Raw genomic sequence first — 22,215 nt, forward strand, 5'->3', positions numbered from 1 at the left:
AAAAAAGGCAGTGAGTCCGTAAATTGAACAAAGTAAAACATTATCGAATCCAACAAAAAATATCTCAACTTTCTTTAGCACGTTCATCAGGTGTCTCACGACAGACGATTAATATGGTTGAAAATAACAAGTACAATCCTTCATTAAACTTATGTATACATATTGCGAAAGCGTTAAATGTCACGTTAAACGATTTATTTTGGGAGGAAGAAACGAATGAATAAAAAAGACAAATGGATTTATCAAAATTTTGCTGGTTTAATTGGTATACCAGATGAGTACCAGCGGCATGAAATAGATAAGTTAATGGCAAAAATTGCTATCATTGCTTTATATACACTATTAGCTTTAGTATATTTATCTATTTTTCTAGATATTGAACGCGCATTTTTATCTCCGTTCACCATTGGCGGTGTACTATTAATTATTATTTTATTTTGTAGAGTGAGCATGAACCAATTCAGCGCTGACCCCGTAGAAATCGAAGTACATGATCAATATACATATCATCAATTGCTCAAAGAAACACGGAATAAAAGAATTATTTTCTTAGTTATTGCTTTAATTTATATGCCAGTTACCGCAACTATCGTTGCACCTATCCTGGCAGGTAATCCCTTGAATTTTAGTTATTTATTCAATATAAGTACTTATTTACCATTTTTAATGTGGGCTATTTTTACCGTTGCAAAAGACTCACGTGTAAAATTAATAAAAAAGAGGAGGACGCTGATATTGACTAACGAAAAAATACTCCGCTTAATTCCAAATTATAGATATACAGATGAATATGAACGGAAAGTGTTATTAAATATATATGCCAAACTATATGTATGGATATTTTGGGGCACTTTGATTATTTCCACATTGGACATCTTTGTTTCTATGTATCTAAAACAAATTCCAGTCGTTAGTATACTTGCAATGATTGCATTAACCGCAGCTTCGATTGTGTTTACTTCTTCACTTCGCAATAAAAAAATAGATCGTTTTGAAGTCGATTCTAAAAAGGGATACCAACGATATATTAAAAAAGCACGTAAAGGAAGTTTCATATTTGCATTTGCTATGTTTATTGTCTTCAATATAAATAATTACTTAATCCCGTTTGTCATACATCAATCTCTCCCTGAAAATTCAGAGTTAACTTATCAATTGTTAATTTTTGCTACGATTGCTGCTATTGCTGGATGGATAATATATATGATATCCAAAGCCAAGATTACACGTACGTATAAAGATTAAAAGCTAACATAAAATGACCCGCATGACTTTTTGTATTATAGTCATGCGGGCAGTCTTAAATACGACTTTCTATTCGTTCATCTCTGCACGCTATAAAAATCTTTCTATATAGAATGCTGATTCCTCTATAGATTTATGTTCAGTGTTAACTACAATTGCATTCAACTTGGCAAACATTTCTTCGGCGTACATCAATTCTTCCTTGATGCGGTCAATACTATTATAATCAGTTGGCCCGTGTAATCCCAATATCTTCACGCGCTCATTCCGAATATTTAAAATATAATTAGGTTTGGCTGTTAAACCAAATATTTTGAGTTCTTTATGTCTAAAAACCTCATCTGGTATATCCACTTCTGGTACCAAAGGGATATTTGCTATCTTATATCCTTTATTTGCTAAATACATACTAAGTGGTGTCTTTGAAGTACGAGAAACACCTATGATTAAAGCGTCCGCTTCTTCTATGTCAGTAAAATGTTTTCCGTCATCATACTTAACAGCATATTCTATGGCTTCAATTCTTTTAAAATAATTTTCGTCTAATTTGCGTAATGCACCACTTTCTAAAATTGGTGAACAATTCGTTCGTCGCTGAATAATACCGATTAAATCCGACATGTAATCAACATATGGAATTTGTTGTTCAAGTGCATATTGCCGGCCTCTTTTATTAAATTCTGGATTCACTAAAGTCGTTACAACCACTGCGCCGCGTTTTTTGGCTAATGAAAGCACATTAAGTAATTCATCGTGATTTTTGATAAAAGGAAACTTTTTTATCTCAACATGAACTATATCCGGAAACTGCGTTAATGTTGCGTTAATCATACGTTGTGCAGTTTCTCCGATTGAGTCGGATACAACAAATAGGCTTAGTTGTAATTGCTCAAAATCATTGGACACGTAATCTACCACCTTTGACTTCACTTTGTGCCGTAGATAGTAAGGCACCGGGCACTCTAAACGGTGAGCAAGAAACATAATCTAATTCTAATTGGTTAAAATATTGTATGGATCTATGGTCTCCGCCTAACTCTCCACACACACCTATTTTAATCGTCGGATTTACAGATTTCGCCTGTTCTGTCGTCCGTTGAATTAATTGCCCTACACCCTCTAAATCTAATGTTTGGAATGGGTCTATATCTAATATACCTTGTTCTGAATATGCATTTATAAATTTACCAGCATCATCACGTGAGAAACCGAATGTTAATTGCGTTAAATCATTTGTCCCAAAACTAAAGAAGTCACATTCTTTTGCTAAATCTTCAGCAATTAGACACGCCCTCGGTGTTTCAATCATAGTGCCAAGCAAGTAATGCGCGCTTTCATCCATTTCAATTTCTAATCTTTCTATTTTATCTATGATTTGTGCTTTTAATGTTGTAAACTCTGACACAGAAGAAACAAGCGGAATCATAATTTCAGGTTGGCAATCAATGCCTTGTTGTTTCAGTTTCAAAGCACTCTCGACAATAGCTTCTGCTTGCATGATATAAAGTTCTGGATAAGTTATAGCTAAACGACAACCACGATGACCTAACATAGGATTCACTTCATTTAAACTTGCTATATAGTGTTCCAATTCTGAAACAGATACATTAAGCTGACGCGCAACACTGTGTTTTTCCTCTGTTGATTTAGGTAAAAATTCATGTAGTGGCGGGTCCAGCAAACGAATGATAGTTGGACGTTCGCCCGACAGTTTTAATATTGTTTCAAAGTCTTCTTTTTGATATTGCTTAATCTTATTTAAAGCATTAATCCTATTTTCTTGTGTATAAGATAAGATAAACCGTCTCATTTCAATTAAACGTTCTGCCCCAAAGAACATATGCTCAGTACGGACTAAACCGATACCTTTCGCTCCAAATTGGTAACCTGCTTGAATATCTTGGGGCGTTTCTGCGTTCATACGTACGTCTAACCTTGCCACTTCTTCTGACCATTGCATAAACGTTTCAAAGTCTTTGCTTCTTTCAGCCTTCGTTGTTTTAACTTCATCCAAATAAATGTCACCTTTAGCACCATCGACTGAAATAATATCACCTTCATTTAATGTGCCATTTGGATATGTTACTTTTTTATCTATGATATTAATCTCAATATCCGAACATCCTGTCACGCAACATTTCCCCATCCCTCTTGCGACAACTGCTGCATGAGACGTCATGCCACCATGTGTCGTAACAATTGCTTTACTTGCAATCATACCTTCAATATCTTCAGGAGAAGTTTCAGGCCTCATCAATATAACATGCGCTCCTTGCTCAGCTTTTAATTTTGCAGTTTCAGCCGAAAATACGATTTGACCGCTTGCTGCGCCAGGGCTCGCTGGTAGTCCCATCTTAGAAATAATAGTAGCCGCTTCTAATGCATTATCATCAAAATTAGGATGCAGTAATTGGTCTATTGATTTTACTTCAACATTCATAACAGCTTCTTTTTTTGAAATAATCCCTTCTTCTACTAAATCTACCGCAATATGAATCGCTGCATTAGCAGTACGTTTACCATTTCGGGTTTGCAAAATATAGAGTTGCTCATTTTCAATTGTAAATTCAATATCCTGCATATCTTTATAGTGCATTTCTAATTGTTGAGCAACCTTTAAAAATTGTTGGTGAACGTGAGGCATCTGCACTTTTAAAGTCTCAATATTTTTTGGTGTGCGTATACCTGCCACAACGTCTTCGCCTTGTGCATTTAATAAATATTCACCAAACAATTTCGCTTCCCCAGTAACTGGATTGCGTGTAAAAGCCACACCAGTACCACTTTGATTGCCACTGTTTCCAAAAACCATCTCTTGAATATTGACAGCTGTACCAATACCATATGGTATCTCATTTAACTGACGATATACACGCGCTCGGTCGTTATCCCAAGATTTAAACACTGCTTTAATAGCCTCAGTCAATTGCACAATAGGTTCTTGCGGAAATGGTTTATAAGCCTCTTCTAAATATACGTTTTTATAATACTCACAAATTTCTCGCAATCCTTCAGCTGGAATATCTGCATCGTTCTGATAATGATATCGCGATTTATATTGATTAAAATATGTATCAAATAATGCCATCGGGATATCGTATACAACTTCACCAAACATTTGTAACAACCTACGATAACAATCATATGCGAAACGTTCATCGTTCGTCTTTTCTGCTAATATTTTAACATTATTATCATTAAGCCCTAAATTTAATATTGTGTCCATCATACCAGGCATAGAAATTTTCGCGCCACTTCTTACAGATACTAACAATAACGCTTCTTCGGAAGAAAATGATTTTTTAGTGCGTTTGGAAAATGCTTCTAATTGTTCATGTAATGATTCCATAACCTCTTCTGAAAGTTTAGAACCATGGTTCAAATATTCAATACATGCTTGCGTCGTCAGTGTAAAACCATCGGGAACAGGTAAACCTAAGCGTTTCATTTCTGCTAAATTCGCACCTTTACCACCTAATAAATCTTTCATTGCTTTTTTGCCTTCATCAAATGCATAAATATATTTTGTCATACAAAAGCACCTCAATCTTTTAATGTGTCATACTAATTATTATTGAGTATGTCATATTAAAATCTAAAAAACAACTAAAAATTACTATTATATACTTATTTTGCTTTAAAACCCCAAAGTGATTGAATTCAGATTAAATAAAAAAGCCTAAGCAATACCATGACGCTGTATTGCTTAGAACTTTAAATTTTCCAGTTTATTGCCATATTTAAATTTAAGATATCAATTATGTCACTATGCAACTATGATTTATAAAATAAGTGATATATCATAGGTAGTCTTCATATCAACTACCATACTACAATTAGCACTATAGTTAATAAAATTGAAACACACTTAATTCTATTCAATTATTACTGTTGATATAAACTGGTTTAATTAGTGGAAAATAATAAATAAGTAGGATAAATAGAGCGTTTTGCGTTAAGAACTATAATACTTTTGTAGTTAGTAGTTTAAAATATAATTTAAACTGGCATAAATAGCATAACAAACTATTTTTAAGTAGGTAACTGGTTAATATATAATCATTGGGCGGTTTTTTAAAAGCTACATTTCAATATGTTATCAAAATAATACTCAAACGGAATGACATACTACATCATAGCGTATACATTTTCGGCGTTGTGCTTTAGCATTTTAAAATTATAGATGCTCTTCTTGTTTTACATAAGGTTCACTTCCAATATCTTAAAATTCACTAAGAATCCATTAGTGTATGTGTTATCACTTAATTATTCAAAATGGCGCCATTTTTTCATAGATTTTATGATTAATCACAAATTTTTTCACATTCAAAAACATTCGTTTTTAAAATTTATAGTATTTAAAAGTGATAACTTAATTTAATTATATTGTTGAGGCAGTTTTTTGTAAAGCGCTTTTTATCGTTTTAACAAAATACAGCCGCGTCACTTCTTCAATTTTATCAATGGTTGTTAATATTTTTATTTTATTACTCATATTTCGCTAAATCCCCTTCTCTTAATCCATTTACATGATTTACTCAACACCACATAGCAATTTGTAACTTAACCGCATCAGAGTACTTTTTAGGGTTTAAACCTGTTTCTTTTTTACACTTTTCTAGTCTGTATAACAGCGTATTTCTATGAATGTATAAATATTTTGCTGTCTTTGTAATATTTAAATCATTATAAAAGAAGCTTTTTAACGTATCTATACTCAGTTGATCCATCTCCCCTAAAACTCTCTTTTTATAGCGCTGCCTTATATTTTCGTCTATTTGATATAACAATGTTTTTTCTTCAATATCTTCAAATGAAGTCATCGCTTCTCCGTTTTCATTTAACATAAATACCAATTCGCACTCTTCATAAGCATTTTTAAAACCTTTTAAATTTTTAAATATCAGACTCGAAGCCATGTAAACTTTCAATTCAAGATCCTGAAACACTTGATATATATTACTGATTTTTTTATCTAATTCTGAAGTAGATTGATCCATAGCTAGAATGACAATTCGATTGTAATTTGTGAATGCAATTGTAAATGAGCGACCATCTATACTACGAGTGAGTGAACGAACGATACTATTTCTAGAAAACATCTGTTTTTCTATATCGATAATAACGCACTTTTTAAAAGTCAATAAATTCATGTTTAGGTGTTTTATCAAATATTGTATAAATGATTTTGAAGCTTCACTTTTTAACAATTCTTCAATCAGTAATTCTTGAGTCCGTATTTGCCCTTCCAATTCATATGTAAAATAATTCTGATACAACAATAATTCTGTAGACATTTTAACTAAATCTGCTACATACATTAATTGATCTGGATTGCCTGTTATACCTATGACACCCACAATATTATCTTGAAAAATAATCGGCAAATTAACACCTGCTTGCGTCCCTTTTAAGCAGACACTGTCTTCTTGGGTAATTACTACTGTTTCTTTTTGTTTCAACACTTGCCTAGCGCCTTCATGTATAATACCAACACGCTTTTGATCAAAGGAAGCAATAATCATGCCATTGTAATCCATAATATTAATATTACTGCTAGTTCTTTTAGCTGTTTCTTTAACTATGAAAGAAGCCATTTCTTCAGTTAATACATTCATTTTCTCACTCCCTTCTAATTTTTATACAAAATTAGAACATTAATTTTGTATAGTTTAACCCTATTTTCTAGAAAATGAAATCGATACACTAAAAGAACACGTAATAGAAAACGCTTTCTAAAAAGGAGCAACATAATCATGGAAATTATTTTAGCACCAGATTCATTTAAAGGTAGTATGAAAGCCAGTGAAGTAACAAACTATATGAAAGAAAGTATTTTAGACATATTTCCTAAAGCCATCATTCATGATTTACCGGTTGGAGATGGCGGCGAAGGTACATTAGAAGCCTTAATTAATGCAACTAATGGTGTACTTACTTCGATTGATGTTACTGGACCTTTAGGGGAAAAAGTGCTTGCGCAATACGGCGTTATAAATAACGATACTTGTGTAATAGAGATGGCAGAAGCTTCCGGGTTGAAACATTTATGTGAAGATGCACTAAATCCACTGGTAACGACAACATATGGAACTGGCGAATTAATTCTACATGCATTAAATAAAGGGTATAAAAAATTTATCCTAGCTATAGGTGGATCTGCAACCAATGATGCGGGCGCAGGTATGCTACAAGCGTTAGGCGCTGAATTAACAGATAATCAAAACCATTCATTAACGTTAGGCGGTGGCGCATTAAAAAATTTAAATCATATTGATTTAACACATTTTGATTCTAGAATTGCTAATTGTAAATTTATCATTGCTTCGGATGTTCAAAACCCTTTGGTAGGTCAAAACGGTGCATCTTTCATTTTTGGAAAACAAAAAGGTGCATCACCAGAAGATATAAAGCAATTAGACCTTAATCTTAATCACTGGGCAAATCATGTTGAAAATACAACTGGGATAAAACTTCATGACTTGAAAGGAGCTGGTGCAGCAGGTGGTCTTGGGGGCGCATTCAAAGCATTTTTTCCTAGTTATTTTAAAGATGGTATTCAAGTTGTTATAGAACACATTCAATTTGAAAAATATGTAAAGCGCGCTGACCTAGTTATTACAGGGGAAGGAAAAATTGATTATCAAACGTTTTATGGAAAAGCACCTATTGGTATCGCAAAATGTGCTCAAAAATATAACGTGCCTGTTATTTTTATAGGGGGAGCTGTAGAAATAGATATAACAGACTTAAAAAATACTGGCGTAATCAGTGCTTTTAGTTTAAGTAATGGGCCTATGTCATTAGCAGAAATCTTTTCAAATTCGGAAAAATTAATAAAACAAACAACAAAGAATATTGTAAGTACATTTTTCCATAACCATTAACATATTAAGGGGATGTTTGTTATGAGAATTAAGGATACAATAGAAAAAATACCTGGCGGGCTGATGGTCGTGCCATTATTACTGGGGGCTTCTATCAATACGATTGATCAATTGCATCTCAAGCCAATAATGAATTTGTTAAAATCCTTAGGCGCCCCCAAAACTGAAGAAGGCTACTATGAAATGCTGCAAATTGGTGGATTTTCACAAGAATTATTTAAAGATAGCGCACTTGTCTTAATAGCTCTATTTATTTTTTGTGTAGGAAGTCAAATGAACTTAAAAATTGGCGGCAAAGCATTAAAAAAAGGTATGCTATTAACAACAACTAAATATTTTTCGGGTCTAGCAGTGGGTCTTTTATTAGGTTTGCTATTTGACCCTTGGAATGGTTTATTTGGATTATCTACAATAGCCATTATTGCAGCAATGACAAATAGTAATAGTGGGATGTATGCTGCTTTAACTAGTACATATGGCAATCGTTCTGATGTAGGCGGTTTGTCTATACTTGCTATTAATGACGGTCCATTATTAACGCTGATTTCACTAGGGTTTATTGGTACAACATTTCCTATTATCTCATTTATTTCTGTTTTGTTACCATTAAGTATAGGAATGATTTTAGGAAATCTTGATCCTAAAATTTCAGAATTTTTACGCCCAGGCGAAACCATACTTATTCCCTTTTTTGCTTTTTCTTTAGGCGCGGGTATGAATTTAGCTGAATTCTTTAATTTTTCAGTGTTATCAGGCGGATTAACACTAGCATTATTAACTTTTATTTGTACTGCATTTACAGGCGTCATTGCCTTTAAATTATTCAAAGAAAAAAGCGTCATTGCCCCTATTTCTGAATCTTCTACAGCGGGTAATGCTGTGTCTACACCTGCAGCAGTCGTTGCAGCCGCTTCAACTGCTTTAGCAAATGGCAATTTAAGTCAAAATGAATTTGCCATGATAGAAAAAATAGCACCACTCGCTACGGCACAAATTTCAATTTCGGCCATAACAACAGCGATATTGTGTCCAATAGCTGTTATTATGGTAGATAAATATCAAAAAAACAAAGGTGTTTATGGCACAAATGAATATTTTACTCACAAATCATCTATTAATGCGAATGAACAGCGCAGTTCACGCGTTTATGTAAGCGCTTCATATAAGGAGGATGAATAAATTTGAAAACCGAAATATTATATGGCAAATCAAATCTTAACGTTGAATTACCAGACAATAGCGTATTAATTGAACCCACCCCTATTCCTGCACTTGAAAACGACATAGATGCGATACGCAGTGCATTGCAGCATCCTATTGATTCAGAACCACTGAGTGATTTAGTCCAACCAAACCAAACGGTTTCAATCGTAATTAGCGATATCACTCGCCCCACTCCAAATCATGTACTCGTACCATTAATTATTGAAGCATTAGATCATGTGCCTTTAGAAAATATTGTTATTATTAATGGCACTGGTACGCATCGTGACCAAACTAGAGATGAATTAATACAAATGCTCGGCGAGGATATTGTTAATCATGTTAGGATTGTTCATAACCATTGTAATGACAAAGAAACTTTAAAAAAAGTAGGCCAAAGTAAATACGGGTGTGATGTTTATTTAAATAAAGACTATGTTGATTCTGATTTCAAAATTGTGACTGGCTTTATTGAACCACATTTTTTCGCCGGCTTTTCAGGTGGTCCAAAAGGTATCATGCCTGGTATTGCTGGCATAGACACAATTATGACGTTTCACAATGCTAAAATGATTGGCGATATCCGCTCAACATGGGGCAATATGACAGATAATCCAGTACAAGATATGACGAGAGAAATTAACGCAATGTGCAAACCTGATTTTATGTTAAATGTCACGTTGAATAAAGAAAAGGAAATTACAGAAGTATTTGCTGGTGAATTATATAAAGCACATGATAAAGGATGTGCCTATGCTAAAAAGCACGCTATGTTTAGATGTGATCATCGTTTTGATGTGGTCATCGCTTCTAATTCAGGTTACCCGCTAGATCAAAACTTATATCAAACAGTCAAAGGCATGAGTGCCGCTCATAAAGTGGTTAAAAAGGGTGGCAGTATCATCATGTTATCTGAATGTAGTGATGGTTTTCCAAATCATGGTAATTATGCAGAAATACTTAAAATGGCAGACACACCTAAAGCACTTGTTGAAATGATCAACGACCCTAACTTTGCTATGTTAGACCAATGGCAAGTACAAAAACAAGCCGTAATTCAAACTTTTGCACATGTTTATTTATACTCCAAATTAACCGACCAACAAGCAAAAGATGCTATGTTACATCCAGTTTCAAATGTAGAAAAAACATTAAAATCTTTAGAAGAAAAATATGGAAAAGATATGACGATTGGTGTTATGCCACTCGGCCCACTAACCATACCTTACGTAGAATCGTAATATTTAAGTTTTAAAAGTAATTATTAAGGAGGCAATTTAAATGATGACTCAAATACAAAATAAAGAAGAAAGACTTGAAAATATCTTAAAAGAAATGAAGCAAGTGATAGTCGCTTTTTCGGGCGGTGTAGATAGTAGCCTTGTCTTAAAAAAAGCAATTGATGTATTAGGCAGCAGTAATGTCAAAGCAGTTATTGTTAAATCTGAATTGTTTAGAAATGAAGAATTTAATCAAGCTATACAATTAGGACACATACTAAATGCACATATTATAGAAACTGAAATTGCAGAATTAAAAGAACCACACATTGTTGAAAATACACCTGACAGTTGGTATTACAGTAAATATTTATTGTATGCAAAACTTGAAGAATTAAGAAAAAATAATGCGTTTCATTATGTTCTAGATGGCATGATTATGGATGACATTTCAGATTTCAGACCTGGACTTAAAGCAAGAACTGAATTTGGGGTGAGAAGTGTTTTACAAGAAGCCGATCTTTATAAAGATGAAGTACGAGAATTGAGCAAATTACACGATCTTCCTGTTTGGAACAAACCAGCACTTTGCAGCTTAGCTTCTCGTATTCCTTATGGAGAACCTTTAAGTTTTAGTAAAGTAAGCAAAGTGAATGAAGCTGAAAAATACATTCTTAGCTTGGATATAAATCACGTTAGAGTACGTTATCATCATAATATAGCACGTATTGAAGTTGATGAAACTGATATTCCTACCATTATCCAACACAGAAATCAAATTACTCTATATCTTAAAGAACTTGGATTTGATTATGTAACAATCGATTTAGAAGGTTATCGTACAGGTAGTATGAACGAAGTTATGCATACCCATGACTGATTTAATAACATAAAGGTGGCTTAATTATGACAGATCATTATGATTCCATTGAATCATTACTGCAAGCTGTAAAGACAAATCAATTATCCGTTTCTGATGCTAAAGCTGAATTAAATCAATATGATGAATTAGGTTTTGCAAAGATTGATTTGCATCGAAGCAAACGGCAAGGTTTTCCCGAAGTCATATTTGGGGAAGGCAAAACTGAAAAACATTTGATTAAGATTAGTCACTCACTATTATTACACGAGGAAACGGTATTAATTACTAGAATAAATAGTGAAAAAGCGAATACTATTATTACAAAATATCCTCAGTTAGAATACCATGCAACAGCAAATATTGTGTGTACACGCTTAAATTATATACACAAAACCGAACGGCAAACAGCCATTATTTGCGCTGGTACTTCTGATCTCCCTGTTGCTGAAGAAGCCGCCGTGACAGCAGAAGTGATGGGGATATCAGTAAAACGATTTTACGATGTTGGCGTTTCAGGTATACATCGACTTTTCGCCCATATTGAGGATATACGCGCCTGCAATGTTTCTGTAGTAGTTGCCGGCATGGAGGGTGCGTTGTCGAGTGTCGTTGCTGGTTTAGTTGATCATCCTGTGTACGCAGTACCAACCAGTATTGGATATGGTGCTAATTTAGACGGGGTCACGACGCTACTTTCTATGGTTAATTCTTGTGCGCCTGGTACAAGCGTCCTTAACATTGACAATGGCTTTGGTGGAGGGTATAACGCTGCCATGATTATCAATATGCTAGAACACCATTCAAAGATGGAGTGATTTTATATGACAAATGCAATTTATTTAGACTGCCACGCTGGTATTGCTGGTGATATGCTTTTATCTTCACTTGTAGATTTAGGCGCAGACGTCGCTTATATTGAAACTCATTTACAACGTTTACCGTTAAATGAGTTTCAAATGCAATTTTCAAATCAGAATAAAAAAGGCATTCAAGCCAAATACTTAAATATAGAATTTAATGAAGCGCATCATCATAGAACTGCTTCTGATATTTTTAAAATAATACAAAATAGCCATTTACCAAATAGAGTCAAAATGCGTAGCCAAAAAATATTTAATACCATTGCTCAAGCAGAAGCTAAAATTCATGGCATGTCAGTAGAAGATGTCCATTTTCATGAAGTTGGCGCTATGGATTCTATTATTGATATTATTGGTGGATGTCTTGCTTTAGAAAATTTAAATATTGATGAAATATACGCTTCTCCTATACCAACGGGAGGCGGTAAAGTAAACATCGCTCATGGACTATATCCGGTTCCGGCGCCGGCGACTGCTGAAATTTTGAAAGGTATCCCACTTGCTTCGTTCGATATTGGTAGTGAATTAACCACACCAACAGGCGCAGCTTTTATTAAAGCATTAGCGTCTAAAATTGGCCCTTTACCTTCTATCACAATAGATCATATTGGTTATGGTTGTGGAACAAAAAATTTCGACTTTCCAAATATCTTAAGGGCAATTCAATTTAAAACAAAAGATAACACACCAACACAAGTACAAGTCATTGAATGTCAAATAGACGATATGTCTGCAGAAATGTTAAGTTATTTTCTTGAACAAGTATTTGAAGATGGCGCGTTAGATGCCTACTTTACTCCGATTACTATGAAAAAAAGTAGACCCGCAACAAAGCTTACTATCATTAGCAAAATTGAAAACGCGTCATTTTTTGAAGACTATGTCCTTAAAAACACAACTTCTCTAGGCGTCAGAAGTTATACAGTTAATCGTAAAGTGCTTCATAGACAATTCGAAACGGTTCATACTAGCTATGGTGCTATTTTAGTAAAAACTGCTATGTTAAACGATAAAATCATTAAAGCAAAACCCGAATTTGAAGATGTACGAAACGCTGCTATTCAATCAAACACACCTTTTGTACAAGTATATGACCATATCAACCAAGAAATTCAAAAACACATACAAATTGGTTGAAATTTCATTAGAAAAAGACCCCACTGAACCAATTACTATACTGAGACTCTAAAAGTTACATTTTCAGTTTAACTTTTAGAGCACAGATTATACATTGAGTGGGGTTTTTAATATCATTATTTATCTTTTTTATGATCAGACTGTTTAGCATTTGGATTCGAATATTTTTCCGGGCTATAATCCGCACCTTTTGTATAATTACCTGATGTATCCCATAATAAAAATTCATCAATACCATGATCTTTTAGCGCTTGGATTTGTGCTGTTACCTCATCTTTATCATACACTTTATAACGCCCCTCCCCTAAGTAAGAAGCTGTAAAATCTTGAAGCCATGGACGAGATTTAACTTTTTGGCTATCTATCCCTTTAAGTGCTTCTTTTTCTTTATCTAAATAGCGATCTATAGTTTTATATGGTTCTGTATCTGGATTTTCTAATCCAAAATCACCAGGGTTCCAATGTGATGGATAAATCATTGATGAAATAACATCGACGTTTTTAGCAATCTTGGGAAAGCTTTGTCCAATACCTGGTGTTTCTTTAACTGTAGCTGCGTACCCAAATACATCTGCAGACGTTTGAACATCATATGATTTCAAATCTTTACGTGCTGATTTTAAAAATTCTGTAATCGTATCTACCCGTTGTTCAACCTTATTCAATCCACTCTCTTCGTATTTACCACTCGAATATTGTAATGATTGATCTTTATTTTCGAATCCTTCTGGAAAACGGACGTAATCAAATTGTATTTCTTTAAATCCTGCCTTGGCGGCTTCTTTTGCTACATTTAGATTATAGTCCCATACATTAACATTAAATGGATTTGTGAAACTGTCTCCCCCTTCATTTTCCCATACGTTACCTTCAGATGTTTTAAATGACCAGTCAGGTCTTTGATTTGATAGTTTTGAATCTTTGAATGTAACAATACGCGCAATTGGATAGATATCATTTTTTTCCATTTCTTTGATGATTTTTTTGGCATCTATTCGGTCTAAGGTATTACTACGAATTAATTTATTATCGCTTTTCAAATCCATCGTAATATTACCTTCGTCATCTTTGACATCGATAACCATCGCATTCAATTCCGTATCGTTTATGAATTTAACCAGTTCATCAAATTGTTCATTACTTGTTGCGCCTGGCGCAACATAAATGCCTTTTACACCATCTTTCGGATAATCGATTTTACTATATGTATCTTTGCTTGATTGGCTTGTTTTCTTATCTTTACTGCTATTTTTCTCATTGTTCGAATCATTATCATTGTTACAAGCAGACATTACTAGTGCCATTGCCAATATAATTGTTAGGAATTTCCATACGCGCATCGACTTACAACCTCATCCCCAAATATTTTACTAAAAAAAGATTTTTTAATATTATTATATTTCACACTACCTACGATATATTATTTTAATATTTTAAGCAAGGCGAATTACTATTGTGTGTCACGAGGGGGAACCATAAAAAAGAGCAAGACAAAAATTCAATTTTTTAAAAGAATTCATTGCCTTGCTCAGCTATTTATATACTGATTTTTTAAATTTCACTTAATAGATGGACCTATATTAATGTTAGCGCTTGATAACGCCTTCTCTAAAACATCTACCACGCAAATACTATGTTCTAATTGTTTTAAAGCAAATTCAGTATTTTGATTACGGATAACTTGCTCAATTTTCACAAATTCCTCATACATCCGGTGGTTATGTAGATTGACTTGATAATACTGTGTGCCGCCCGTATGGTATTTTAGCTCAAATGCCTTTAATTCATTCGTTGGTCCTTTAATATGGATAGTTGCTTGATCTCCTTGGATATAAGATTGATTATCTGAATTAGAATCTTTAGCTCCGATACAGACAACTTTCATGCCATCATAATCTAGTTGTAAAATTCCGGATGTATCAATATTATTTTCTACATTTGCATAATATGCTACTTTACTGGGCTCACCAAATAAAGCCAATGCTAAGTGAATATTATAAACATTGATATCCATTAATGCGCCCCCACCTTGTTTTGGGTCAAATGCAGGCTGAATCATACCTTTTTTAAAATCATCATATCTTGAAGAGTACTGTGAATAGTTAAATTGAGCAATCTTACAATTCCCAATTTCTGAGATAGATTGTTTTAACACGTCATAATTACTTAAATATAAATTCGTAATTGCCTCAATGATAATCACGCCACGCTCTGCCGCTAAATCTTTTAAAGCGATTAACTCTGATTTAGTTAATGTAAATGGTTTTTCACAAATTACATGTTTACCTTCTACTATCGCTTTACGCGCATAATCAAAATGAAGGTGATTCGGTACAGCTAAATAAATCGTATCTATACTTTCATCTTTTAAAAATGCTTGATAGTCTTCAAAAACAGACTTTATTTCAAATCGTTTTTTTAATTGAGCGACATTACCCGGGTTACGACCAGTTGTAACTATACTTTTTATTTTTATTTCGGGTATTTCTGACATAACTGGCAGTGCTTCTTTGACAATTTTACCTGCTCCAACTATACCAATGTTCATAACCATCCTCTTTTCATTGTCATTTTAATTGTTATATCATATGTGTCTAAATAATGACTGATATTTCTCTATTTTATATTAATAGTTTATATAATTAAAGTTCGTGCATCACTTATAACATTTCTCAATTTTTTATAAAAATTAAATAAAAAAGCATCCCATTCTAGGGACACTTCTTAATCTCTCTGCTCAGAAGATTTATAACTGGTTAAAATTATTTTCTTGAACGTCAGTTATTTTAGCAACCTCTATAGTTTGTTCTTTAGGCTCTAATACGTGTATATATTGTTTATCGTCGTTATCTTCAACCTTGCTCACCTTTATACGGTCATGCTCTATTGTTTCAATAATAATTCGACCATGTTTATTTAAAGCCTCTATAACTTGTTGTTTATCCAATATTAAACCTCCTTAAGCAATAAATAATAGCTTAATATTTGTTTACCCATAAAACAATTTCTAAATCAGTCACTGCTCAAATTTTTAGTTTAATAAAAAGCAGGATGTAATCTATTTATTCAAAAAAATGTCATGCCCACTTCAACATCGCTTAATATTTTAACTTAATATCAAATCTACAAGTTCTTCAGCAGAAGTTTTACCAAAATAGTAAGCAACATCGATTGCACTTAAAGCCTCGAGTAAATCTGCTTTAATGACTCGTACACCAATGAGTTGTTGCTCTACTTCTTTAATATTACCTTGACCAAAGAAATCACCATAAATACGGCATGCAGCAATGCGGCCTTTTTCAACTGAAAGTGTAATATCAACTGTGCCGGCTGCTAATTTTGCATCTCTATTATATTCATAACGTGGGGAACGCCCGTAATTCCATTCCCAGTTTTTATATTTTGAAGCGACCATTTCATCAATAGCTTGCCAATCTTTTTCTGTTAATTCATAACGTTTAGCATTATTGATATCGTCTAATTCTAATAATTGTTCAACCATCAAATCTTTAAATTCGTGTATGGTAACATCTTGATATGCTGCCGCCAAGTAATCTCGTATATTTCCAACTCTTGATCTTACGGATTTAATACCTTTTGATTCAATTTTTTTACGGTTGGGCTTTAATACTTTGACCATAGGTTCATAATCGACATCTAATAAGAGAGAATAGCCTCCATAGATACGGCCTTGTATTAAGGTCATCGCAGCTCCCGAAACTTTCTTGCCATTAATTTCTAAATCATTACGCCCACTTTGGACGACTTCAGTAGCTCCAAGATGATGTAGTGCATTAATTGCTGGCTCATAGAATTTTTGGAAATCGCCGTAAATCGAATTATCATTTTGTAATAGACAACACATATTTACCGCACCGCGATCTACATAAACCGCACCGCCACCTGTCTCTCGACGCATAACTTGTATGTCATGCGCATCTACATAATCTTGATTAATTTCTACTGCTGTATTCTGAAAACGACCTATCTCTACTTTGGGGTCGCAGTAATAAGGCAATAAAATATCATCGTCTAAAAATATATTTTGACTAACATAGACCTGCATTGCTGTACTAACAGCGCCATCCGTAATATATTCGCCATTTCGAATTGGTTCAATTAAATACATAACTTTCTCCTACTTAGTTAATTTATTATTTGCTTCTGTAATTAATGTCGAAATATCATCAGTTAAATGTACTGTTCTTTCACGTATGTTTTGCGGTATACGATACGCTTTTTTATTCAACGTCATAAATAGCGCATCGGGATTATGGCGTGTCATTCGCTGAAATGGATGTTTCACAAATTGCGGTGTTGTGTACCCAATACCGATTTCTAAATATAACACTTTGCCTTCTTTATGGTTTTCGAGGAATTGATTATAACGCTTGAGTTGTGCTTCAAAATCTGCATCTTCAACCATCCCTACTTGTGCTTTTCGCTTATTTATTTCCATTGGTGCATCACACTTTGGACAATGCGGCATAAGTTCGCGTGGTACTTCCATATTAGATTGTGCTTTAACCATTTGACGGATAGCTGCATCATCTCTATACGTTTCTGCGTGACAATGTTGGCTACATTGCCAAAGAATATATTCTCCTTGAATATGAAACACCTTATTTAAATCATAATTAGCTACTGCAAATGCATTATCTGCATTTGTTGTAATAATATGATGTGCTTTGTCTTTTAGTATTTCTTTTAATGCGATATACGAAGCACCTACTGGTTGGTCTAAGTAATTCAATGCAACGAACCGACTTTGAAAGGCCCAATATTCTTGCCAACTTTCAAATGTATGGAGGCTTGCTTGTAACATATCAAAAAAACCGTACTTTTCTATAAAGTCTGGAAAATTTTGAGTAAATCTTTTGCCAATATAAGTAAAACCATCTGATGCCGACATACCTGCGCCGATACCAACAACCACTGCATCTGCTTCATTGATAGCTTCTGCTAAAACATCAGATTGACTATTATGATTGGTTGATATGGCACGCCATGTTGATTCAGTCATAACGTTTTAGTTCCTCCTTGTATAATTGAGCATCTGTATCAGTATACACATTAAAAATAATATTCATATCGATGTTATGCTCTTTTTTATATGCCAATACAGTATCAATAGCAATCTTTGCCGCTTCTACTTGCGGAAAGCCAAACACCCCTGTAGAGATGCAACAAAACGCAATACTATCTAAATGATGTTGTTCTGCAATTTCTAAACAACTACGGTAAGAACGTGCCAACAAATCCTTATTCATGTTTGAGACTGGTAATTTATGGATTTGTGGCCCTACTGTATGAATAACATGTTGAGCAGGGAGATTATATCCTGAAGTTATTTTAGCTTTGCCTATACCTTCTTTTTTACCTTGTTGTTCCATAAGTTCATGACACGCTAAACGTAACTGTACACCTGCTTTTGTATGGATAATGTTATCAATACAATTGTGATTAGGCTCAAAACAGCCTAATAACCGACTATTAGCTGCATTCACGATAGCATCTACTTTTAATTGGGTAATATCACCTTGCCATAAAAACACATCATCGCCTATAGATGGCGATAATGTGTCCATAGTAGTCATAAAATGATTATTATACGTTTGTAAAAACGCATCTTGAACATTTAAATACATCTCAGAGATAGGTTGAGGCGGTCTTATATTTGCAAGTCCCCTATACATTTCCCATTGGGCTGTGTCACTCTCTGGCAGGTCTAATGTAGCTTCACCATAAGCTTCACGCCATAAGTATTCAATTAAATACGATAAACGTTCTTGTTGTTGCATATATTATGCCTCTGGAAGTGCATTAAATGCTGCTTCGTCAACATTTTCTAATTTAATTAACCAATTTTCTTCTGGCTTTTCTGAATTTAAAATTGTCGGTTCGTCTTCAGCTTTGGTGTTACGTTCTACAATTTTGCCTGCTAAAGGAGATTGAACGTCTAGCACTGTTTTAGAAGCCTCGATACTAACAATTTCATCGTCTACTTCAATATCATCATTACCCATAAATTCAACATAACCAACTGTACCAATGTCATCTTGTAATTCTGGTGTCATACTATAAACATATTGCTCTCCTACTTTTTCTACCCATAAATAATTCGCTAATTTTTTCATAATCATAACTTCCTTTCATAAATTATTATAAATATATTTCTGCAAGTAATTCAATTGCTCGACAACGCGCTTCGATACCTGGTATTAAAGGCACCACCATCACTTCATCAGCGTCAAATTTTTGTATCATACTATCTAATCGTAGTTTTACAGTATCTTTGGTACCAACAATCATACGCGCACGGCCTTGAGTTATTTGGCGCTTATCCCGCTCTGTTAGGTGATACGCGTTTGCTGTATCAATTGTAGGCATGTGTTCAAACTCAGCAAATTGTTGTTTACCTAATAGCCAAATGTCTAGGCTTTTACCTAAAGCTTTAGCTTCTTCTTCTGTATCAGCTAAAGCAATAAAAACAGTGACCATCACAGTTGCATCCATATTCAATGAAGAGGGTTGAAATGCATCACGATAGATATCGACGCTATCTTTCGCTCTATCTATAGCGTTAGCGCTAGGTAGCAAAAATGTACCTAACGTGTACCCCATGCCTTGTGCACCTGCTTTTTTAGCAGATGCCACACTCGTGCTTAGTAACCACATCTGAGGAATGGTACTTGTGCTTGGTTGCGCTACAACATGGTCATGTCGTTGTTTAGTTTGCTGTTCTGTTAAATACTGACGGACGTCTTCAATAGACTGCCCGTAGTCTAAAAAGCGTGCTTTGGTTTCGTTCATAGCTTCTTTCACATATGATGTACCTGCATTATTGCCTATCCCTAAATCAACTCGGCCGGGATGTAATGCTTCTAACATACGAAAATTCTCAGCTACTTTATATGGACTATAATGAGGTAACATGACCCCACCAGAACCCAAACGAATTTTTTGTGTTTTATTCAATATTTGCATCATTAACAATTCTGGACTACTACATGCAAATGCTGGAACGTTATGATGTTCTGTCATCCAAAAACGCTTATAACCGAGTTTGTCAGCTAACTGTGCTAAGCGAATAGTATCTTGTAAGGCATCTTCAGCAGTTTTGCCTTCATCAATGATAGCGTAATCTAACACATTAAATTGGACCACTTGAAATACCACCTCCACTAATCATACATCATACGATACGCTTTGTTAACGTTCATTCTTTAAGTAAGTATATTTGAGTATCTAACCACTTTCAGTTAAGATAAATCCAATACATTATCCTCATCTAATAGGATAACCCATATAGAGAATTTTTGTTAGATTTTGCTTGAAAAATTCTCTACTTTTTTAATTATTTTGACCCTAATCTCATTAAGTGTTACTTTAAAATTAATTATTACAACGAAGATAGAGGTTTTAGTTATGAACACTAATTATGATGCATTATTTGAACCATTAACATTACCGAACGGGGTTATTTTAAATAACCGTTTTGTTTTATCTCCAATGACGACCAATTCTTCCACACAAGATGGCCATATTACAGAACAAGATATTAAGTATGCGCGCCGTCGCGCACATTCTGCGCCACTTCAAGTTACTGGAGCTGCCTACATTGAACCCTACGGACAATTATTTGAATATGGATTTAGTATTACTGATGATCGTTGTATTCCAGGGTTAACCACATTAGCTAATGCGATGAAACAAAGTGGCAATAAAGCTATACTACAACTTACGCATGCTGGTCGTTTTTCAAACCAAGCCATTTTAAATTTTGGGCAAGTCTATGGTCCAAGCGCTATGACGTTAAACACACCAATCAAACATGAAGTATTATCTATGTCTAAAGACAAAATTAAATCAGTAATACAACAATATGCCGATGCGACTTCTCGAGCGATTAAAGCAGGATTTGATGGCGTTGAAATTTCAGCTGCACAACGTTTATTAATACAAACCTTTTTCTCCACTTTTTCTAATTTAAGAACTGATACCTATGGCAGTCAAACTTTAGAGAATAGATCCCGTTTTGAATTGGAGATATTAAAAGCGGTTCAAGCTGTTATTGATCGAGAAGCACCACCTCAGTTTATCTTAGGTTACCGTGCGACACCAGAAGAAACGCGTGGTAGTGAGGTAGGTTATACTGTTAGTGAATTTAATCGTCATTTAGACTGGGTGTTAAAAACTGCCGATATTCAATACTTAGCAATTGCCAGTTGGGGTCGCCAAATTTACCAAAACAAAGTGCGTTCAGAGGGTAAGCATAAAGGTAAGTATGTTAATGCAGTCGTTTATAAATATATTAATGGACGTGTCCCTCTTATTGCTAGCGGTGGGATTAATTCTCCTGAAAGTGCATTAGACGCTCTACAAAATGCAGATATGGTTGGTATGTCTTCACCTTTTGTCACAGAACCGGACTTTGTTACAAAATTAAAAGATCATAGACCAGAAGACATTGATTTGCATGTCACTTTAGATGACATAGATGAATTAGCCATCCCCTATGCAGCGTTTAAAGATATTGTAAAAATGATGGATTATGGTGAAGGTTTAAAAAAAGAAACACGCGATGAGTTGCGCAAACTGGAAACAAATTACGATGCAGTGAATTATCAAGAAGTGGAAACAGAAGATGAGAAATAGACCTCTTTTTGATATTATGATATCAACGCCAATATAGATAAACAGCGTTTAAAACCTTATTTAACAACCTATATTCATTTAGTAAATGGTTGTAAAAATTATAGAAGACCCTGAGATTACAAATGACTGTCTCAGGGTCTTCT

Annotated in this window: 20 protein-coding genes; 9 read left to right on the plus strand and 11 right to left on the minus strand. The window is 34.2% G+C overall.

Going from position 1 to position 22,215, the window contains the following annotated elements; translation table 11 throughout:
- Positions 1–23: 23 nt before the first annotated feature.
- Together IEU88_RS02595 and IEU88_RS13645 are read left to right on the plus strand one after the other, a co-directional pair.
- The gene (locus tag IEU88_RS02595) at positions 24–224 is read left to right on the plus strand and encodes a helix-turn-helix transcriptional regulator (protein WP_103372959.1); all 201 of its coding nucleotides are present in this window, start codon (positions 24–26) and stop codon (positions 222–224) included.
- Complete coding sequence (locus IEU88_RS13645) at positions 217–1,245, plus strand: hypothetical protein (protein ID WP_229718982.1); 1,029 nt, start codon at positions 217–219, stop codon at positions 1,243–1,245. Before IEU88_RS02595 ends, IEU88_RS13645 begins: the two co-directional genes overlap by 8 nt.
- Before the next feature lie 90 nt (positions 1,246–1,335).
- Here IEU88_RS13645 and IEU88_RS02605 read toward each other — a convergent pair whose 3' ends face one another.
- The 3 genes from IEU88_RS02605 to IEU88_RS02615 form a co-directional block, all read right to left on the minus strand.
- Positions 1,336–2,151, minus strand: coding sequence for a pyruvate, water dikinase regulatory protein (locus tag IEU88_RS02605; RefSeq protein WP_096808243.1), 816 nt, complete (start codon positions 2,149–2,151; stop codon positions 1,336–1,338).
- Positions 2,141–4,777, minus strand: coding sequence for a pyruvate, phosphate dikinase (ppdK, locus tag IEU88_RS02610; protein WP_103372958.1), 2,637 nt, complete (start codon positions 4,775–4,777; stop codon positions 2,141–2,143). Before ppdK ends, IEU88_RS02605 begins: the two co-directional genes overlap by 11 nt.
- A gap of 1,006 nt (positions 4,778–5,783) precedes the next feature.
- On the minus strand, positions 5,784–6,863 hold the full coding sequence (locus IEU88_RS02615; protein ID WP_103372957.1) for a CdaR family transcriptional regulator: 1,080 nt from the start codon (positions 6,861–6,863) through the stop codon (positions 5,784–5,786).
- A gap of 138 nt (positions 6,864–7,001) precedes the next feature.
- Between IEU88_RS02615 and IEU88_RS02620 the strand changes: the two genes are divergently transcribed.
- The 6 genes from IEU88_RS02620 to larC are packed head-to-tail and all read left to right on the plus strand — an operon-like array spanning position 7,002 to position 13,414.
- Positions 7,002–8,132, plus strand: a complete 1,131-nt coding sequence (locus tag IEU88_RS02620; protein ID WP_103372956.1) for a glycerate kinase — start codon at positions 7,002–7,004, stop codon at positions 8,130–8,132.
- Positions 8,133–8,153: 21 nt separating this feature from the next.
- Positions 8,154–9,311 (plus strand): 2-keto-3-deoxygluconate permease, encoded by a 1,158-nt coding sequence (locus IEU88_RS02625; RefSeq protein WP_103372955.1) that lies wholly within the window; start codon positions 8,154–8,156, stop codon positions 9,309–9,311.
- Between the two features lie 2 nt (positions 9,312–9,313).
- The gene (gene larA, locus IEU88_RS02630) at positions 9,314–10,576 is read left to right on the plus strand and encodes a nickel-dependent lactate racemase (protein ID WP_096808238.1); all 1,263 of its coding nucleotides are present in this window, start codon (positions 9,314–9,316) and stop codon (positions 10,574–10,576) included.
- Between the two features lie 43 nt (positions 10,577–10,619).
- Positions 10,620–11,435, plus strand: coding sequence for an ATP-dependent sacrificial sulfur transferase LarE (gene larE, locus IEU88_RS02635; RefSeq protein WP_170006872.1), 816 nt, complete (start codon positions 10,620–10,622; stop codon positions 11,433–11,435).
- Between the two features lie 26 nt (positions 11,436–11,461).
- On the plus strand, positions 11,462–12,232 hold the full coding sequence (gene larB, locus IEU88_RS02640) for a nickel pincer cofactor biosynthesis protein LarB (RefSeq protein ID WP_103372953.1): 771 nt from the start codon (positions 11,462–11,464) through the stop codon (positions 12,230–12,232).
- A 6-nt stretch (positions 12,233–12,238) separates the two neighbouring features.
- Positions 12,239–13,414, plus strand: coding sequence for a nickel pincer cofactor biosynthesis protein LarC (larC, locus tag IEU88_RS02645; protein ID WP_103372952.1), 1,176 nt, complete (start codon positions 12,239–12,241; stop codon positions 13,412–13,414).
- Between the two features lie 116 nt (positions 13,415–13,530).
- Here the strand turns inward: larC and IEU88_RS02650 are convergent, their stop codons facing one another.
- The 8 genes from IEU88_RS02650 to IEU88_RS02685 form a co-directional block, all read right to left on the minus strand.
- On the minus strand, positions 13,531–14,754 hold the full coding sequence (locus IEU88_RS02650; RefSeq protein ID WP_103372951.1) for a putative glycoside hydrolase: 1,224 nt from the start codon (positions 14,752–14,754) through the stop codon (positions 13,531–13,533).
- Between the two features lie 218 nt (positions 14,755–14,972).
- Positions 14,973–15,962 (minus strand): Gfo/Idh/MocA family protein, encoded by a 990-nt coding sequence (locus tag IEU88_RS02655; protein WP_103372950.1) that lies wholly within the window; start codon positions 15,960–15,962, stop codon positions 14,973–14,975.
- Positions 15,963–16,160: 198 nt separating this feature from the next.
- Complete coding sequence (locus IEU88_RS02660) at positions 16,161–16,361, minus strand: hypothetical protein (protein ID WP_096823743.1); 201 nt, start codon at positions 16,359–16,361, stop codon at positions 16,161–16,163.
- A gap of 159 nt (positions 16,362–16,520) precedes the next feature.
- Entirely contained in the window at positions 16,521–17,543 is a 1,023-nt protein-coding gene (gene lplA / locus IEU88_RS02665) for a lipoate--protein ligase (RefSeq protein ID WP_096808231.1), read from the minus strand.
- A gap of 9 nt (positions 17,544–17,552) precedes the next feature.
- Positions 17,553–18,437 carry an SIR2 family NAD-dependent protein deacylase gene (locus tag IEU88_RS02670; RefSeq protein WP_096823742.1) on the minus strand — a complete coding sequence of 295 codons (885 nt, stop codon included), beginning with the start codon at positions 18,435–18,437 and terminating at the stop codon, positions 17,553–17,555.
- On the minus strand, positions 18,430–19,215 hold the full coding sequence (locus IEU88_RS02675; protein ID WP_096808229.1) for a protein-ADP-ribose hydrolase: 786 nt from the start codon (positions 19,213–19,215) through the stop codon (positions 18,430–18,432). Before IEU88_RS02675 ends, IEU88_RS02670 begins: the two co-directional genes overlap by 8 nt.
- Positions 19,216–19,218: 3 nt before the next feature.
- The gene (locus IEU88_RS02680) at positions 19,219–19,551 is read right to left on the minus strand and encodes a glycine cleavage system H family protein (RefSeq protein WP_096808228.1); all 333 of its coding nucleotides are present in this window, start codon (positions 19,549–19,551) and stop codon (positions 19,219–19,221) included.
- A 25-nt stretch (positions 19,552–19,576) separates the two neighbouring features.
- On the minus strand, positions 19,577–20,581 hold the full coding sequence (locus IEU88_RS02685) for an LLM class flavin-dependent oxidoreductase (RefSeq protein ID WP_103372949.1): 1,005 nt from the start codon (positions 20,579–20,581) through the stop codon (positions 19,577–19,579).
- Positions 20,582–20,842: 261 nt separating this feature from the next.
- Here IEU88_RS02685 and IEU88_RS02690 point away from each other — a divergent pair, with 261 nt between their 5' ends.
- Positions 20,843–22,072, plus strand: coding sequence for an NADH-dependent flavin oxidoreductase (locus IEU88_RS02690; RefSeq protein ID WP_103372948.1), 1,230 nt, complete (start codon positions 20,843–20,845; stop codon positions 22,070–22,072).
- Positions 22,073–22,215: the final 143 nt, after the last annotated feature.

It is taken from the genome of Staphylococcus nepalensis, from assembly GCF_014635045.1.
GTDB lineage: Bacteria > Bacillota > Bacilli > Staphylococcales > Staphylococcaceae > Staphylococcus > Staphylococcus nepalensis.

What these genes read in the sequence shown, in the direction of transcription:
- IEU88_RS13645 (WP_229718982.1), top strand. Translation starts at nt 217, where the DNA reads ATGAATAAAAAAGACAAATGGATTTATCAAAATTTTGCTGGTTTAATT.
- ppdK (WP_103372958.1), bottom strand. Translation starts at nt 4,777, where the DNA reads ATGACAAAATATATTTATGCATTTGATGAAGGCAAAAAAGCAATGAAA.
- IEU88_RS02615 (WP_103372957.1), bottom strand. Translation starts at nt 6,863, where the DNA reads ATGAATGTATTAACTGAAGAAATGGCTTCTTTCATAGTTAAAGAAACA.
- IEU88_RS02620 (WP_103372956.1), top strand. Translation starts at nt 7,002, where the DNA reads ATGGAAATTATTTTAGCACCAGATTCATTTAAAGGTAGTATGAAAGCC.
- IEU88_RS02625 (WP_103372955.1), top strand. Translation starts at nt 8,154, where the DNA reads ATGAGAATTAAGGATACAATAGAAAAAATACCTGGCGGGCTGATGGTC.
- larE (WP_170006872.1), top strand. Translation starts at nt 10,620, where the DNA reads ATGACTCAAATACAAAATAAAGAAGAAAGACTTGAAAATATCTTAAAA.
- larB (WP_103372953.1), top strand. Translation starts at nt 11,462, where the DNA reads ATGACAGATCATTATGATTCCATTGAATCATTACTGCAAGCTGTAAAG.
- larC (WP_103372952.1), top strand. Translation starts at nt 12,239, where the DNA reads ATGACAAATGCAATTTATTTAGACTGCCACGCTGGTATTGCTGGTGAT.
- IEU88_RS02650 (WP_103372951.1), bottom strand. Translation starts at nt 14,754, where the DNA reads ATGCGCGTATGGAAATTCCTAACAATTATATTGGCAATGGCACTAGTA.
- IEU88_RS02655 (WP_103372950.1), bottom strand. Translation starts at nt 15,962, where the DNA reads ATGAACATTGGTATAGTTGGAGCAGGTAAAATTGTCAAAGAAGCACTG.
- lplA (WP_096808231.1), bottom strand. Translation starts at nt 17,543, where the DNA reads ATGTATTTAATTGAACCAATTCGAAATGGCGAATATATTACGGATGGC.
- IEU88_RS02670 (WP_096823742.1), bottom strand. Translation starts at nt 18,437, where the DNA reads ATGACTGAATCAACATGGCGTGCCATATCAACCAATCATAATAGTCAA.
- IEU88_RS02675 (WP_096808229.1), bottom strand. Translation starts at nt 19,215, where the DNA reads ATGCAACAACAAGAACGTTTATCGTATTTAATTGAATACTTATGGCGT.
- IEU88_RS02680 (WP_096808228.1), bottom strand. Translation starts at nt 19,551, where the DNA reads ATGAAAAAATTAGCGAATTATTTATGGGTAGAAAAAGTAGGAGAGCAA.
- IEU88_RS02690 (WP_103372948.1), top strand. Translation starts at nt 20,843, where the DNA reads ATGAACACTAATTATGATGCATTATTTGAACCATTAACATTACCGAAC.